This window comes from Microbulbifer sp. TB1203 (assembly GCF_030997045.1).
GTDB lineage: Bacteria > Pseudomonadota > Gammaproteobacteria > Pseudomonadales > Cellvibrionaceae > Microbulbifer.
Window position 1 is genome coordinate 3,490,920 of record NZ_CP116899.1, and the last position, 14,086, is coordinate 3,505,005.

Genomic DNA, 14,086 nt, shown 5'->3' on the forward strand with positions numbered 1-14,086 from the left:
CCTGGATCAATACCGAAAGTCAGACTAATAAATCGATGTCCAGATTCTTTAATTGTGGTTTTGCCGCATCAATCACTCTTTGCAATGTAGCGACCATCCACTTGTTGATGCTCGGCCATTGAGATTCGTCGAAACCGGAAACGGGTTCCTTGATGATAAATTGATAGAAGTCCGCAGATACCGATTTTTCTTCAACCCCCATGCCGATGGCCTCAAGAAATCTCGCCCTATCAAAATTCTGGTAGATATCTCCCGCAGACTTACCTTTAAACTCCAGTTTTACGCGCACCTGCGTCTTCATCAATCTGAGCACGATCTTCACATCGCCACTGCGACAGTGATGAATCAAGTACCCATTTAGTGTCTCGCCTCTTTCGGAAAAAATCTCCTTTATGTCACCTTCCAAAACTTCACGAAACTGACTCCAGAATCTCCCGAATACAACCCTGTTATTCTCCTGTTGCCGACGCTCGCTACGCACCTCTTCAGATTTGTCCCTGATCCCGATCATATACTCCTCGGCCTCCTTCACCGGGATTATCTGATCCAGGCTCAAGAACAGCTGATCGCCCAAAGCATAGGGCGCGGCCTTGATACACTGAATGCGGATGCGGTGCTCCATCAGCCACAGAGCGGTGGAGGTGACCTCGCGGCGGAAGTTGGCGGCGACGAAAATGATGCGCTGGTCGGAGCCGGGGTTCAGGGTCAGCTCGTCGAACTCGGTATCGTCGAAGAATTCGCTCAGGCGCTGCTGGGCGCTCTGACCGGGTTCGTACTTTTCCAGGTACTGCTGGTAGATGGCGACTAGCTGGCTCTTGGTGAGGCCCGCGCAGTAGGAGGCGTACTTGAGCGCCTGCCACACCACGTCGCGGCCGGAGTCGTCCAGCTTGTTCTCGATGATTACCAAGTGGCCCTGCTTGTCCAACGCCAACAGATCGAGGCGCTCGCGGGTTTCGTCGAAACCGTCGAACTCCTTCTGGATAATCAGCAGATCCTCGCCCAGCACTTCAGGATTGGCGGCGAGCCACTCCTGCAGATGCTCGCGCTCGCGGAGGCCCAGTTCGGAGAATCTCTTTTGCTGCAGTGGGGAGATGCGGTTGGCGTCCTTGTCAATCTGGTACACTAGCTGGCCTCGGCAACGGGTTCTGGGTTGAGCTGGATTTCACCGGAAAGGAGTTTTGGCAGCAACGTATCGCGAAGCTGGGACAGGGCCTTACTTTCGATACCGTTATTTTTCGCCATTCTTAGATACGCTCCGGCAATATCATCGAAGCGTTCTAGGAGATCTAGCGGGTAATCAAGCCAACGAGCCATTGCCAATGCTTTAGCATTGGCTCGTTGTCGACCACTTGTTCCGGTCATCGATTGGATGGCCAAAGATCGAAAACTTTCTAGGCGAGCCATTAAATAACCTAGCGACAGCGGGCGCCCGCCCTTCGGCCTCAAAACTATAAACTCTGTCGAGCCCCAACCCACTTGCTCCGCGTCAAGAAAATCTACATAGGCGGTTTTACCGTTTTCCAAACATGGCGTAATCCGGGCCAGTAAAGTATCTCCATTAATGAACTTGGTACCACTACCGAATTCACGTTGATAAACGTCTTCCGCGAGATGCCCCTGCGTAGGCACATTTTTCATATCCAAGTACGGAGCCTTCGCTCCCTTTTTCAATATTCTGCGCGGATTAAACTCAAGAAGCTCATCTAGCGTGGTTACGTTCCATCCAGCAGGTGTTTTACCCAGCTCGGTTTCAGAAAACTCATCCGGAAAAAGCGCAGCAGTCTCCATCAACTGCTCCCGCTGCTCTACCCCCATGCCGGCCAACTTGGCCTCCAGCAGCGCACGGGTGCCGTCAATATCGGCGGGGTCGAAACTGAGGCCGGCGATGGTGGCGGCGGCGGCGGTGTTCTGGGCTTGCTCGAGGGCGCCTGGTGCCGGCAGCGGCTCGCCCTGCTCGGCGGCGCGCCGCTCGAAATGCTCGCGCACGACCACCTTGGCGCGCACCGGCTCGAAGTCCACAAACCAGCTTTTGAACAAGGTCTGGGCGATTTGTTCTAGGGTTTGGTTGGTTTTTCTATTTAGATCAATTTTTGAATCTATATCATGAAAGATCTTTGCAACCGATCTTTGATACTCATACTCTGGAAGTAGTAAATCTAGACCAGTGATATCAGTTTTCAGAACTCGAGATACTGTGGAGCCTCGGACATTTGTCAACAGGGCGTCGCGGTATTTTGGCGACAGCAAAGCATAGAGTAGATATTTACTATCTAGCACGCCCTTTTTTGCTCTTAATGCAATTACACGACGCGTAATTAAGTACGTTTGATCAATTGGGAAGGGAGCGACTTCTCCGACCGGAGCCTCAGTCGTTATTAAAACATCACCACCCTCGGGAAATCCTCGAGTGGTCCATCTGTCATACGTTTCCCGAGAAACATACGAAACCTTGGAAAGATCGATACGACCAGACTTAACGTTAGCTGCCGTGAGTGTAGGGATGCCTTTCGGGGACTTTGGCGGCGTTTTACCACGATAATCAATTATCGTTTCCAGTAACTCACCTAGTTTCGAAAGCTTCCAATCAGAGTTCATAGCCAAGCCCCCTCAAATTTTGAGAGATTTCTGCGCTTAGCACTTCTCCAGCCTCAAACTGATCTTTTAGCAGATCGGTTAGTATTGCCATCTTCTCAGCAAACGGCACCCCATCATCTTCCTCATCCGCGGCACCCACATAGCGCCCCGGCGTCAGCACGTGTTCGTGGTTGCGGATCTCCTCCAACGCCGCGCTCTTCACAAAGGCCGGCACGTCCCGATACTCGGCATCGCCGTTGCGCCACTGGTGGTACACATCGGCAATCGCGGCAATATCCTCATCCGGAAAGGTCTTCAGCACCCGACTGGCCATCTCGCCCCTCCCGCGGGCATCGATAAACAGCACCTCGCTTCTGCGCGGCTTGTTGCGGGCCAGGAACCAGATACACGCGGGGATCTGGGTGTTGGTGAACAGCTGCCCCGGCAGCGCCACCATGCACTCCACCAGGTCCGCCTCCACCAGCGCCTTGCGGATATTGCCCTCGTTATTAGTGTTGGAACTCATGGAGCCGTTGGCCAGCACGATACCGGCGCGGCCGTTGGGCGCCAGGTGGTGGAGCATATGCTGGACCCAGGCGAAGTTGGCGTTGCCCGCCGGCGGGGTGCCGAACTGCCAGCGCTTGTCGCTCGCCAGTGCCTCGCCGCCCCAGTCGGAGATATTGAACGGCGGGTTGGCCATCACGTAGTCGGCCTTGAGGTCCGGGTGCTGGTCGTTGTGGAAGCTGTCCGCCGGCTCCTTGCCGAAATTGAAGTCTATGCCGCGGATTGCCATGTTCATGGACGCCAGCCGCCAGGTGGTGGGGTTGGATTCCTGGCCGTAAATGGAGATATTCTTTAATTTGCCGCCGTGGGATTCGATGAACTTCTCGGAGGACACGAAGAAGCCGCCGGAGCCCATGGCCGGGTCGTAGACGCGGCCCTTGTAGGGCTCCAGCATCTCGACGATCAGGCCGACGATGGACTTGGGGGTATAGAACTGGCCGCCCTTCTTGCCCTCGGCGCTGGCAAACTGGCCGAGGAAGTATTCGTACACATGGCCGAGCACGTCCTTGGCGCGGTGCTGGGTGTCGTTGAAGCCGATGGTGGCGATCAGGTCGATTAGCTCGCCCAGGCGCACCTGCTTCATGCGCTCGCGGCCGTACTCGCGGTTGAGGATACCCTTGAGACGCGGGTTCTCTTTTTCGATGGCGGCCATGGCGTTGTCGATGGTGCGACCGATATCCGCCTCTCTGGCTTTCCCGCGAATGTTCGCCCAGCGGGCCTCCGCCGGTACCCAGAAGATATTGGCGGCGAGGTAATAGTCCCGGTCCTCCAGCTCTGCCTCGATATCCTCTTCGCTGGCGTCCTCCCAGTAGAGCTCATCCTTAGGGTCCTGGATGCGACGGCTAAGCTGACTGCGGAACTCGTCGAAGCTGTCGGAGATGTATTTGAGGAAGATCAGTCCCAGTACTACATGCTTGTACTCGGCGGCGTCCATATTGGCCCGCAGCTTGTCGGCGGCGGCCCAGAGGGTCTTTTCGATATTCGCCAGTGTCTGGTCTTCTTGTGCGGCCTTCGCCGCCTTTTTACTACTCATTTTGGTTCTTGCCTGATACTGCTTGTCCGCGGGACGGGGTGTGCGCGGCTGTTGTTCTATTTCTCTGCTCGGCGCCGGGGCCTTGGTGATGCCGAAGTACACCTGCAACCGGTGGCGCAGCTCCGCCTTGTTGCCGTGGTTGCTAATTCCGGCCGCCTCGCAGGCCGCCTTCAATTCCAGGCGGCCCAGGAAGGGCAATAGGTCGCTGACCTTGATGCTGTACTTCCTCATCAATGTCTTGGTCAAGGAGGCTTCGGCGGCGTTGGCCCGCCTGGACAGCTCGAAGGCATCGACGATCTTGCAAAGGGTTTTGCGCTCCAGCAATGCCAGCAGGTCGCGCTTGCGCAAAGTCGTGGTCACAGGGTTTCCTTATCACCAGCAGCCGTGGATATCGAACGAAAATCGATCAAAAAACGAGCAATCGTCACGACCAATGGCGGCGATTTTAGCTGCGAAGATTAGCAGGTTTGCGGGTGAGGATCATGGTGCCCGACAACTATGAGTAAGAGTCACCGGAGCGCCAAACTTCAGAATATTAAGCGACAGCAGGCCCAACAAGATGCGTCTCGCAATCTGACCTATGGGCTTTTGTTCGGATATCCGGCCCCGGCCCAAAAGGCGCGTTTGCGCCAGTGCTGTTTTTGCAACTGGCGGATGAAGGCCTCGCCGTCGGCGAGGCCGCCGTAATCGTCGATGTGCCGGTCCAGCTCGATCAGCTTGTGAAAGTAGCGCGCGCCGTGGTGGTAGGCTTTGCTGTAGCCGCGCCCGAGCAGGTCCGTCAGCAAGGCGCGGTAACAGACTGCAGCGGCCAACGTCTGTCCCGCGGCCTCAAACTGCTCTGCCCACTCCTGCATTGTGCTGTAGAGACGCGCCGGCAGACTGTCCGCCCTGTCTATAGCCGTCTCGGCCGCCAGTAAAGTATTGCCGAGGGTCAGCAGCATCCCGATGGCATTCGCCGGGTCATCGCATTCCCGGGCCATCGTTTCCGCTTGTTGTTTGATACCCGCGCGCTCCTGCTCGCTGGCAAACCCCCAGTAGTGGCCCAGAGTCGATTCACTGGGGCGGTCCAGGAAGGCCTGCAGCAAGTGGGCTTTCAGTTGCTCGATACAGCCCTGCTGCCGCAGCAGCTCGGCGCGCAGGCGTGACTGTCGGGCGGGGTCGCCCTGCCACTGGGGCTGCTGCAGCCAGTAGTCGGCGCGCTCCAGATCGTTGATCTCCAGAGCGAACTGGATGATGGATTCCAGTTGCCGGTGATTGGGCTCTGGGCTGGCGATCAGTGTGCTTTTCTCATACAGGCCCATATCGTCCAGCGCCTCGGCCACGGAACGCAGGCCCAGACAGGCGTGAGCGGCGGCGGAGTTGTAGTCGCGGTCGTTGGCCTGTGATGCCAGCGCCTTGCGGGCTTCATTTTCGAAACGCCAGGCCAGCTGCCGCAGTTCCTCTTCGCTGAGGAGTTTGCGGCTGTGGCTGATGATATTGTCCAGGCAGCCGTAGTCGTTGTGATCGAAGAAATAGAGAACCTTCTCCACCCAGTTCAGGTGGCCCGGACTTACGGCCCGCACCTGGGCGGCCGTGTCCAGCCACTGGTCCACCGCCTGGCGGAATACTTCCCCCAGATCTCCGCCCGAGTCGTCCACGCGATTCATCACCGGCTCGATGAGTTGCAGGAAGCGCTCGGTCGACTCCAGTGCCGCAATCGCTTCCTGCTCCCGCAGCAGGGTGTCGATATCCTCCAGCAGGCTGCGCAGGCGGCCGGCAAAGGCGTAGCTTTGGCGGTAACCGACAAATTCGTGTTCGCTGGCAATTTGCTCTATCCGCCGCATCATGCTCGCGGCAACGTTGTTGCTCTCCCCCGGTGCAAAGCCTGCCGATTCGATATGGGACTCGATGATTTCATCGATATCGTGGTGGATGCCGTAGATTCTCTCCAGCAGGCGGGCCATGGCGGCGCGGTCCAGGTTTTGCAGGGCGCTCTCTATTTCTATCATCGTGCCTTCGAATGTTTCCAGTTTTAGTGGCGATCGTCTCTTATCGTAACCCGTTGATTCACGGGAAGAAACGGCCCACTCTACGGCGGTAAGTAAGTTCTTCCGGCGACTGTAATCCAGAGGCGCCTACCGGTCACGAGCAAACCGGAGTTCAAAAATGGACAACGAAATCCCGGCGAGGGCCTGTCAGGCGTCTGGCGCCCGCTTGGCATACCAGGCGCGAATCAGGCCCGTCTGTAAGAACTGTGTTGGCGTCCTGAAGCCGCCGGACATGATGATGTCTTCCACCTGCTCTGGCGGCAGTAGGGCAACGTCGCGGTCATAGGCGGCACGCATTCGCTCGAGGCCTTCGGGCGGGATACCGCCGGCCCGCATCATTTGCAGCCAAACCTCGAGCAGGCGTTGATAGGCGGCGGAATCCGTATCGGAAGCCAGATCCGAGCTCGCAAGCATGCCGCCCGGGCGCAGTCGCCGGGCGATAGCGCGGAAGAATTCAGCGCGGGCCTCTCGCTCCAGGATAAATTGGGAAACGAGCAGGGCGGTGGCCGCGTCGAAGTTTTCCTCGGGGTCGAGCGCTTCGACATAGCCTTCGTGAAAGTGACAGAGGGGCGCAATCCCCTGCTCCCCGGCCCGGCGACGGCAGACCTCCAGCATCGCCGCGGAGGGCTCCACCACGGTAAAGCGCCACTGCGGGAAGCGCTCGGCGAGATAGATTAACTCGGCACCGGTTCCCGCTCCCACGCAGAGAATATGGGCGTCTTCGGGAAGGTCGGAAAACACCGCCCCCATCAGCAGGTGCAACGCATCGCGCAGCGGGGCCATTTTGCTCCACTGCTGGTCGTACGATGCGGCCTGCTGGTCAAAAATTTTTCGTATTGAATCGCGCTGCATTTTGGTTCTCCGAAAATCAATCCATGTGACCGCCCGACGACATAACTGTCACTGCCGATCACTGCATCAATGGTTTTCTTTCGATGGGCTCCGCTTGTGGACGGAACACTGTCGGCCCCCGCACTTTTTTCGCCGCTGGAAATCCCGGCTCAGGGCCGCCAGGGTGATGGTGCGAAATCGGTTCAGCAGCAACGCCTCGGCCTCGGCAAAGGCGTCATTCATGGCCGCATTCACAGCCTGCTCCACCAGGCAGTCGGGCTCCTCAGTGCGATGGCCGAGGGCGAGTACGCCGGGCGCGCCGAGGGCGAGGTGGATGTCGTACAGGGTGACAGATTCCAGGTCGCGGGCCAGCCGCCAACCGCCGCCGTGGCCCTTCCCGGATTGCACCAGGCCCTGCTTGCGCAGGCCGCCCAGAATGCGCCGGATCACCACGGGATTGGTGTGCATCATGCCTGCGAGGGCATCGGACGTGACGGGGCCTTCGGCTTCGGCCATATGCAGGAGTACGTGAAGTACGCCGGATAGTCTGCTGTCTCTTTTCATGTAACTTAGAGTATTACATGAAATGGGTAGACGCAATCCTGGGCGGGCTGGGCTTGCACCCTGGTGGGAGGAAGCCCATCGACATCATTCAAGTTTACATACCTATAATGTAGGTGTATAAACCTACTTTTAAGGTTTTAGTGATCGCCGTGCTCGAAGCTATCTTAGGTTCAACAAGCGCCGAACGTGTTCTGCTGTTTCTCTGTGCAAGGGAAAGCGGCTATGCAGCCGAAATAGCCAGGGCATTTGAAACAGACCTCAGCCCTATCCAGAAGCAGCTGGAAAGAATGGAGCGCGACGGCTTGCTCATTAGCCGCACCGTGGGCCGGACACGAGTTTACGAGTTCAATCCCCGCAACCCCTTTGTCGCAGAGTTGCAATCACTACTAAATAAAGCCCTGGATCTATACCCGGAGGAAATAAAAAACAGCCTGCTCCTCGATAGACGCCGCCCTCGCAAGAAATCTAAACCGCTATGAAACCGATTGCCAGGCTAACGCGCCTGGAACTGGCTGCATTGATTTGCGAAACCCTGAGAAAACAGAGCATTGATGTCGTGTTATCCGGCGGCTCTTGCGTTTCAATTTACTCATCAGAGCAGTATGTCTCAAAAGACCTGGATTTTATTGATATCAGCTTGAAATCCAACCGGCAGGTAGCCAAGGCGATTCAATCGCTGGGCTTTGAAAACTGGCCCAGGAACAGCCGACATTTCGTCCATTCGGAGTCCGACTTGAGCGTGGAATTTCCCTCTGCACCCCTGACAGTGGGTGACGAACACATCCCTTCATCAGCCGTCAATAATTTGCATACAACAATAGGAACATTGCGTCTGCTCACGCCGACCGATTGTGTTAAGGATCGCCTGGCAAACTACTACTATTTCAGGGATAACCAGTGCCTCGAACAGGCTGTTTTGGTTGCCAAAGCCCAGCCAATTAATCTGAAATCATTGGAAAGCTGGCATAGTAATGAAGGACAGGAGCAGGGATACAAAGAATTTTTGCATCGAATCAAAGGAAAATAGCTAATGCCCGCCAAAATGCCGGCGGGCACTGCGCTCTCGGTTCTTACTGGCTTCTTACCTCGATAATATAGCGCTCCATCTGTTCTTCCAGCATCGACAGCGGTAAGGCGCCATTGGCCAGCACCGCATCGTGAAACTCCCGCAGATCGAACTGATCCCCGAGCGCTTTCTCAGCCCTGGCCCGCAGTTCGCGAATCTCGATCTCTCCCATCTTGTAAGACAGCGCCTGCCCCGGCCAGGAGATATAGCGGTCCACTTCCGCGCGCACGTTGGCTTTTGACAGGGAGGTGTTGTCGGCGAGGAAGTCCAGGGCCTGTTGGCGGGTCCAGCCCTGGGAGTGGATGCCGGTGTCGATCACCAGCCGGCAGGCGCGCCACATTTCATAGCTCAGGCGGCCGAAGTGTTGGTAGGGGGTGGTGTAGATGCCCATCTCTTTGCCCAGGCGTTCCGAGTAAAGGCCCCAGCCCTCGCCGAAAGCGCTGAGGTAGAGGTTGCGGCGGAAGTCGGGGACGTTTTCCAGTTCCTGGGACAGGGCGTTCTGCAGGTGGTGGCCGGGGACGGCTTCGTGCAGGGTCAGGGCCGGCAGTTCGTACAGGGGGCGCTGGTCCAGGCCGTGGGTGTTGAGCCAATAGGCGCCCCCGCGGACGCCGCCGATGGCCGCAGGATTGTAGGAGGCGGTGGTGTAGTTGGGGGCGATTTCGTCCGGCACCGGTACTATGCCGTAGGGCAGGCGCGGGAGTTTGCCGAAGAATTCCGGCAGGCGGTAGTCGATGCGCTTGGCGATATAGGAGGCCTCTTTGAGCAGTTCCTCGGGGGTTTTGGCGTAGAACTGCGGGTCGGTGCGCAGGAATTTGGTGAATGCCTTGAAGTCCCCGTCGAAGCCGGATGCCTTAATCAATTCATCCATTTCCGCGCGGATGCGCTGCACTTCGGCGAGGCCGATTTTGTGGATTTCTGCCGGGTCCATATCCTGGGTGACGTAGGTGCGAATGGTGTGGCGGTAGTAAGCCTTGCCGCCGGGCAGCTGTTCAGCGCCGAGGGTTTCGGGGGCGGCTCGCATGTAGTCGCCTTCGAGAAAGTCCGCCACCCGGGCGAAGGCGGGAATGGCGGTTTCTTTTATTGCGTGCTCGCCGGCTTTGCGCAGCCGCTGTTGTTCCTTTTGCGGAATGGACGCGGGCATATTCTCAAACGGCTCGTAGAGGCTGCTCTTTTTCGGGTCGCTGTAGACCTGGGCGCGCACCGTGGGCGCTATGCCCTCGACGACGATTTTCGGTAGCACGAAACCGCTTTTGATTCCCTCGCGCATATTGACGATGTTTTCGTTGAAGTAGCGGTCGAAATCCCGAATCCGCGCAATGTAGTCCTGGTAGTCGGCCGCACGGTTCATGGCCAGGCCGTCGCTGGCGTCCAGCGCCGATGTGTAAAAGCTGTAGAAGGTGTTGAGGGGGATGCGGTCGAGGAACAGTTCGTTGGACTCGAGGGAGTTTTCCAGCACCCAGGTCAGCAGATCGCGATTCACCCGGTCCGACTCGCTCAGCTGGGCCGCGTCAATTGCTTCGAGGCGGGTGAGAAACTCTTTCTCTTTCTTCAGGCGCCGCGCGCGGTCTTCGGCGGCGACGGCTGGCAGGCGGTCGTTGTAGTCGGGCACCCCCATGCGGCCTGCCATGATCGGGTCTTCTTTGAGGCTGAACTGCCAGTGGTCGTCGATAATGCTTTGCAGCTGCTCGGTGGCCGTGGCGGCTTGGGCAGCGGGGGCGAATAACCAGGCGACTACATAAAGGACAGACAGAAATTTCTGAAGCCTTGATACCATTATTTTGTTCTCCGGTTTATCTTCGAGTCCGAACGTCAGATGATGGGCGCGTCGCTGCACTTCTTATGACCATCCTACTGTTACTTTTCCCGTTCTGCCCAAGGCTCAGCAATTCGTCGGGCTTTGGTGCATTTTTCTTTCGCCTGACAGATTTTTGCTCCTGCAAAATCTGCATTTCCGTTGGGCGGCACTCCGTTGGGCGGCATTCCGCTGGGCGGCATTCCGCTGGGCGGCATTCCGCTGGGCGGCATTCCGCCATCCATGGCGGTCACAACAGGCTCCTACATGGAGTTCGTCTTAAATCCATACATTGGAGTCAAATCTAACCTGCTGGTTTTTTCGCAACAAAGCCAACCCGATAGCCGAAGGGGCGGCCGATTTTGTTGAGTGTCTCCAGCGTCGGGTTGCCGGCATCGCGTTCGATTTCTGCGAGGATCCTCGGGGAGATGCCGACAATTTTCTGTGCGTATTCTTTCTGATTCATGCCGGTGATCCCGCGCATCTGGCGCACGGCCTGGCCGAGGGTCAGCTCGCCCTTCTCTATATTTTGTTTCAGGAGCTGCTTTTGCTCCGTAATCTGTTCCCGGGTCAACTTCATTCGATCTTCTCAACCCTTGGTGTTGTTTGGCGCAGGCCTCCGCGGCCAGCTCTTTGGGCCACTATAGTGATCCAAAGAGCCTGATACTGAACTGATGGATCACTATAGTGAACCAAAGTCCAGCGCGAAAGCCCATTATTCAGTACAACTTATGAGTTGTTATTTACTCTGGCCAACTATAGAGGGACTCAGAAACAATTTATATGCTGTAATTTCAATATTGAACAATATAAAAGTTGTATTTATGCTATAGACAATTTATCTGATGTTTGATCGGGTGCCTCCTGTGAAACTGACCTCGCAAATCAAGAACCGTCGTCTGCAACTGGGCCTTCAACAGAAGGACATGAAGCTGCGCATCGGAATGAACCAGCAGCAGTTCCAACGCATAGAGGCCGGCGGTAATCCGCGCCTGAATACCTTGGAGCTGGTTGCCGAAGGACTGGATGCGGAGCTGCTCCTGATACCAAAAGAGAAGCTTCGAGCCGTGAGGACGCTGCTCAGCGACAATGGGCCAAGGAAAAACGAAGGTAAGGATAAACCCAGAGCAGACGAAGATCCCTGGTCAGATATTCTGAAATAGCGCGGAAGCAAAAAATGGCAACTGAAGCTGTTGAGGTGCTCGAGCTCCGCCTGCATGGAGTCACCCTGGGCCATCTGGCCGGCTATCAGGGCGGCAGGAACATTCTGGTTTTTAACCCGGCCTATATCGCTGATCCCGATCGTCCCACCTTTACCCTGTCAGGCATTGCCGATCATCCTGCCTGCAGAAAGTTGTATGCGAGCCCCTGGGTCAGGCAGCAGCGGCTCCACCCAGTGCTATCCAACCTGCTGCCCGAGGGCGCTCTGCGTGACTGGTTTGCGCAGATGCTCAAGGTACATCCGGACAACGAATTCCCGCTGTTCGCACAATTGGCCGCGGATCTGCCCGGCGCGCTGACAGCCGAACCGGTTGTGCCGGAGCAAATCCCCGTAGGTGTGCTGGATCATCGCACGCGGATCGAGTCGGTGCCGCGTATGATTATGGACGGACGTCCACACTTTTCCCTGGCGGGCGTGCAGATGAAGTTTTCCATGCACGAATCTGACGGGCGCTTCAATATCTCCCAGCCGGATAGCCTCGGCGAGTGGATCGTAAAAACGCCTTCCACCCGCCACCGCGATGTACCGCTCAACGAGTACACTGCGATGAAGCTGGCGGAACTGGTGGGGGTGGATATTCCCGAGGTAAAGCTGATTATGCTGGATCAACTGCTGGACCTGCCGCCGATCAATCTGCCTGAGGAGCATTACGCCTACGCGATCCGCCGCTATGACCGGGACGCTCACCGCAAGCGCATTCACGCCGAAGATTTCGCCCAGGTGCTGTTCAAGTACGCCCACGAAAAATATGGCTCCACCAATTTCGAACATATCGGCAGAGTTGTTTACCAGTTCACCGGGCACAAACTGGCTAACACACAACAACTGGCGAGGCGCCTGCTGGTAAATATTCTGCTGGGCAATGGCGATGCCCACCTGAAAAACTGGAGCCTGATTTACCCGGATCAAATAACTGCAGAGCTGGCCCCGGCATACGATATTGTCTATACCCAGGCGTATATTCCCGGCGAGTCGCAAGCTTCGCTTAATCTGGCCGGCAGCAAGGACTGGTACAAATTGCATTTAGGGCATTTTGAATCCTGGGCGAATTCAGTTAGCGTGCCTTGGCGAACGATCAAGCCACACCTGGATGATGTGATGGAAAAAGCCCGCAGCCTGTGGCCGGATTATCTCCGGCAAGCGCCGATGAATAGCGGGCACAAAGAAGCTCTGAAAGTGCATTGGAGCAGGCTAAATAGCGATTTCGCACTGTGATGGCACGGTGTAAACCTGCCCCCCCTTACGGCATCAGGCCTGCTGAACCGTCTGCTCAATACGCCCGAAGATGGATTGGCCGTTGTCGTCCAGCATCTCGATCGCAATCCGGTCGCCGAACTGCATAAACGGCGTGCCCGGCTCACCATTCTGAATCGTCTCGATCATGCGGATCTCGGCGATGCAGCTGTAACCGACGCCGCCCTCGGAGACCGGCTTGCCGGGGCCGCCGTCCAGTTTGTTGGACACGGTGCCGGAGCCGATGATGGTGCCGGCGGCGAGCCTGCGGGTTTTGGCGGCGTGGGCGATCAGTTGGCCGAAGTGGAAGGTCATGTTCACGCCGGCGTTGGGCTCGCCGAATTTTTTGCCGTTCAGGTGGGAGACCAGTGGCAGGTGCAGCTTGCCGTCCCGCCATTTTTCGCCGAGCTGCTGCGGGGTGACGCACACCGGGGAGAAGGCGCTGGAGGGTTTGGACTGGTAGAAGCCGAAGCCTTTGGCGAGTTCGGAGGGAATGAGGCCGCGCAGGGAGACGTCGTTGACCAGCATTACCAGCACGATGTGCGCGAGCGCATCTCCCGGGGACACCCCCATGGGCACGTCGTCGGTGATCACGGCGATTTCCGCTTCGAAGTCGATGCCGAAGCCCTCGCTTTGCGGCATCAGGATCGGTTCGCGCGGGGCCAGGAAGGTGTCGGAGCCGCCCTGGTACATCAGCGGGTCGGTCCAGAAGCTCTCCGGAATTTCCGCGCCCCTGGCCTTGCGCACCAGTTCGACGTGGTTGACGTAGGCACTGCCGTCGGCCCAGTGGTAGGCCCGCGGCAGGGGCGAGTGGCATTTGGCCTGGTCGAAGGCTTCGCCCCGGATTTCGCCGCTTTCCAAGCTGGCGTGCAACGCTTCCAGGTCTGCCGACGCCGCGGGCCAGTTGTCCAGCGCACTCTGCAGTGTCGGCGCAATTCCGGCGGCGGAGATCATGCGGGTCAGGTCATTGCTGACCACCACCAACTGGCCGTCGCGACCGGATTTAAGACTGGCTAACTTCACTGTGCCTCCCCTTTAACAGTCGTACAAATTCTTCTTCGCCGTGCATGCCGGGCCTGGCGGTGCGGCAAGCCTCTTAGTTTCAGAGGCAGCGAAATTAGTTGCAACTGAAACCAATGTCAAGGGGCCATTAAAAGGTCATCCGATGAACGGTCCGGCA

General features: G+C 57.2%; 14 protein-coding genes. 4 read left to right on the forward strand and 10 right to left on the reverse strand.

Annotation, left to right across the window (positions count from 1 at the left end):
* Positions 1-19 precede the first annotated feature (19 nt).
* The 6 genes from PP263_RS14630 to PP263_RS14655 form a co-directional block, all read right to left on the reverse strand.
* The gene (locus PP263_RS14630) at positions 20-1,123 is read right to left on the reverse strand and encodes a hypothetical protein (RefSeq protein ID WP_308364342.1); all 1,104 of its coding nucleotides are present in this window, start codon (positions 1,121-1,123) and stop codon (positions 20-22) included.
* A complete protein-coding gene (locus tag PP263_RS14635) occupies positions 1,123-2,595 on the reverse strand; it encodes a restriction endonuclease subunit S (protein WP_308364344.1) in 1,473 nt (490 codons plus the stop codon). The genes PP263_RS14630 and PP263_RS14635 overlap by 1 nt, the downstream gene beginning before the upstream one ends.
* A complete protein-coding gene (locus tag PP263_RS14640) occupies positions 2,585-4,531 on the reverse strand; it encodes an N-6 DNA methylase (RefSeq protein WP_308364345.1) in 1,947 nt (648 codons plus the stop codon). The genes PP263_RS14635 and PP263_RS14640 overlap by 11 nt, the downstream gene beginning before the upstream one ends.
* 218 nt (positions 4,532-4,749) lie before the next feature.
* Positions 4,750-6,159 carry a DUF6880 family protein gene (locus tag PP263_RS14645; RefSeq protein WP_308364346.1) on the reverse strand — a complete coding sequence of 470 codons (1,410 nt, stop codon included), beginning with the start codon at positions 6,157-6,159 and terminating at the stop codon, positions 4,750-4,752.
* Between the two features lie 186 nt (positions 6,160-6,345).
* Positions 6,346-7,050, reverse strand: a complete 705-nt coding sequence (locus PP263_RS14650; protein ID WP_308364348.1) for a class I SAM-dependent methyltransferase — start codon at positions 7,048-7,050, stop codon at positions 6,346-6,348.
* Positions 7,051-7,116: 66 nt separating this feature from the next.
* The gene (locus PP263_RS14655) at positions 7,117-7,593 is read right to left on the reverse strand and encodes an Rrf2 family transcriptional regulator (protein WP_308364349.1); all 477 of its coding nucleotides are present in this window, start codon (positions 7,591-7,593) and stop codon (positions 7,117-7,119) included.
* Between the two features lie 113 nt (positions 7,594-7,706).
* Between PP263_RS14655 and PP263_RS14660 the strand changes: the two genes are divergently transcribed.
* Positions 7,707-8,072, forward strand: a complete 366-nt coding sequence (locus PP263_RS14660) for a winged helix-turn-helix domain-containing protein (RefSeq protein ID WP_308364351.1) — start codon at positions 7,707-7,709, stop codon at positions 8,070-8,072.
* Positions 8,069-8,620: a hypothetical protein gene (locus PP263_RS14665; protein ID WP_308364353.1), complete on the forward strand. Its 552-nt coding sequence runs from the start codon at positions 8,069-8,071 to the stop codon at positions 8,618-8,620. The genes PP263_RS14660 and PP263_RS14665 overlap by 4 nt, the downstream gene beginning before the upstream one ends.
* Positions 8,621-8,663: 43 nt before the next feature.
* On the opposite strand, the gene PP263_RS14670 is transcribed toward PP263_RS14665, so the two are convergent.
* The 3 genes from PP263_RS14670 to PP263_RS14680 form a co-directional block, all read right to left on the reverse strand.
* Entirely contained in the window at positions 8,664-10,433 is a 1,770-nt protein-coding gene (locus tag PP263_RS14670) for a DUF885 domain-containing protein (RefSeq protein WP_308364355.1), read from the reverse strand.
* Between the two features lie 80 nt (positions 10,434-10,513).
* Positions 10,514-10,705: a hypothetical protein gene (locus PP263_RS14675; protein ID WP_308364357.1), complete on the reverse strand. Its 192-nt coding sequence runs from the start codon at positions 10,703-10,705 to the stop codon at positions 10,514-10,516.
* A gap of 50 nt (positions 10,706-10,755) precedes the next feature.
* Positions 10,756-11,031: a helix-turn-helix domain-containing protein gene (locus tag PP263_RS14680; RefSeq protein WP_308364359.1), complete on the reverse strand. Its 276-nt coding sequence runs from the start codon at positions 11,029-11,031 to the stop codon at positions 10,756-10,758.
* A gap of 286 nt (positions 11,032-11,317) precedes the next feature.
* Between PP263_RS14680 and PP263_RS14685 the strand changes: the two genes are divergently transcribed.
* Positions 11,318-11,614: a helix-turn-helix transcriptional regulator gene (locus PP263_RS14685; RefSeq protein WP_308364361.1), complete on the forward strand. Its 297-nt coding sequence runs from the start codon at positions 11,318-11,320 to the stop codon at positions 11,612-11,614.
* A gap of 14 nt (positions 11,615-11,628) precedes the next feature.
* Positions 11,629-12,888 carry a type II toxin-antitoxin system HipA family toxin gene (locus tag PP263_RS14690; protein ID WP_308364363.1) on the forward strand — a complete coding sequence of 420 codons (1,260 nt, stop codon included), beginning with the start codon at positions 11,629-11,631 and terminating at the stop codon, positions 12,886-12,888.
* A gap of 33 nt (positions 12,889-12,921) precedes the next feature.
* Here PP263_RS14690 and PP263_RS14695 read toward each other — a convergent pair whose 3' ends face one another.
* Entirely contained in the window at positions 12,922-13,929 is a 1,008-nt protein-coding gene (locus PP263_RS14695; RefSeq protein ID WP_308364365.1) for a fumarylacetoacetate hydrolase family protein, read from the reverse strand.
* Positions 13,930-14,086: the final 157 nt, after the last annotated feature.

Coding starts and splice junctions, on each gene's coding strand:
- PP263_RS14635 (WP_308364344.1), bottom strand. CDS start 2,595: ATGAACTCTGATTGGAAGCTTTCGAAACTAGGTGAGTTACTGGAAACG.
- PP263_RS14645 (WP_308364346.1), bottom strand. CDS start 6,159: ATGATAGAAATAGAGAGCGCCCTGCAAAACCTGGACCGCGCCGCCATG.
- PP263_RS14650 (WP_308364348.1), bottom strand. CDS start 7,050: ATGCAGCGCGATTCAATACGAAAAATTTTTGACCAGCAGGCCGCATCG.
- PP263_RS14655 (WP_308364349.1), bottom strand. CDS start 7,593: ATGAAAAGAGACAGCAGACTATCCGGCGTACTTCACGTACTCCTGCAT.
- PP263_RS14665 (WP_308364353.1), top strand. CDS start 8,069: ATGAAACCGATTGCCAGGCTAACGCGCCTGGAACTGGCTGCATTGATT.
- PP263_RS14670 (WP_308364355.1), bottom strand. CDS start 10,433: ATGGTATCAAGGCTTCAGAAATTTCTGTCTGTCCTTTATGTAGTCGCC.
- PP263_RS14680 (WP_308364359.1), bottom strand. CDS start 11,031: ATGAAGTTGACCCGGGAACAGATTACGGAGCAAAAGCAGCTCCTGAAA.
- PP263_RS14690 (WP_308364363.1), top strand. CDS start 11,629: ATGGCAACTGAAGCTGTTGAGGTGCTCGAGCTCCGCCTGCATGGAGTC.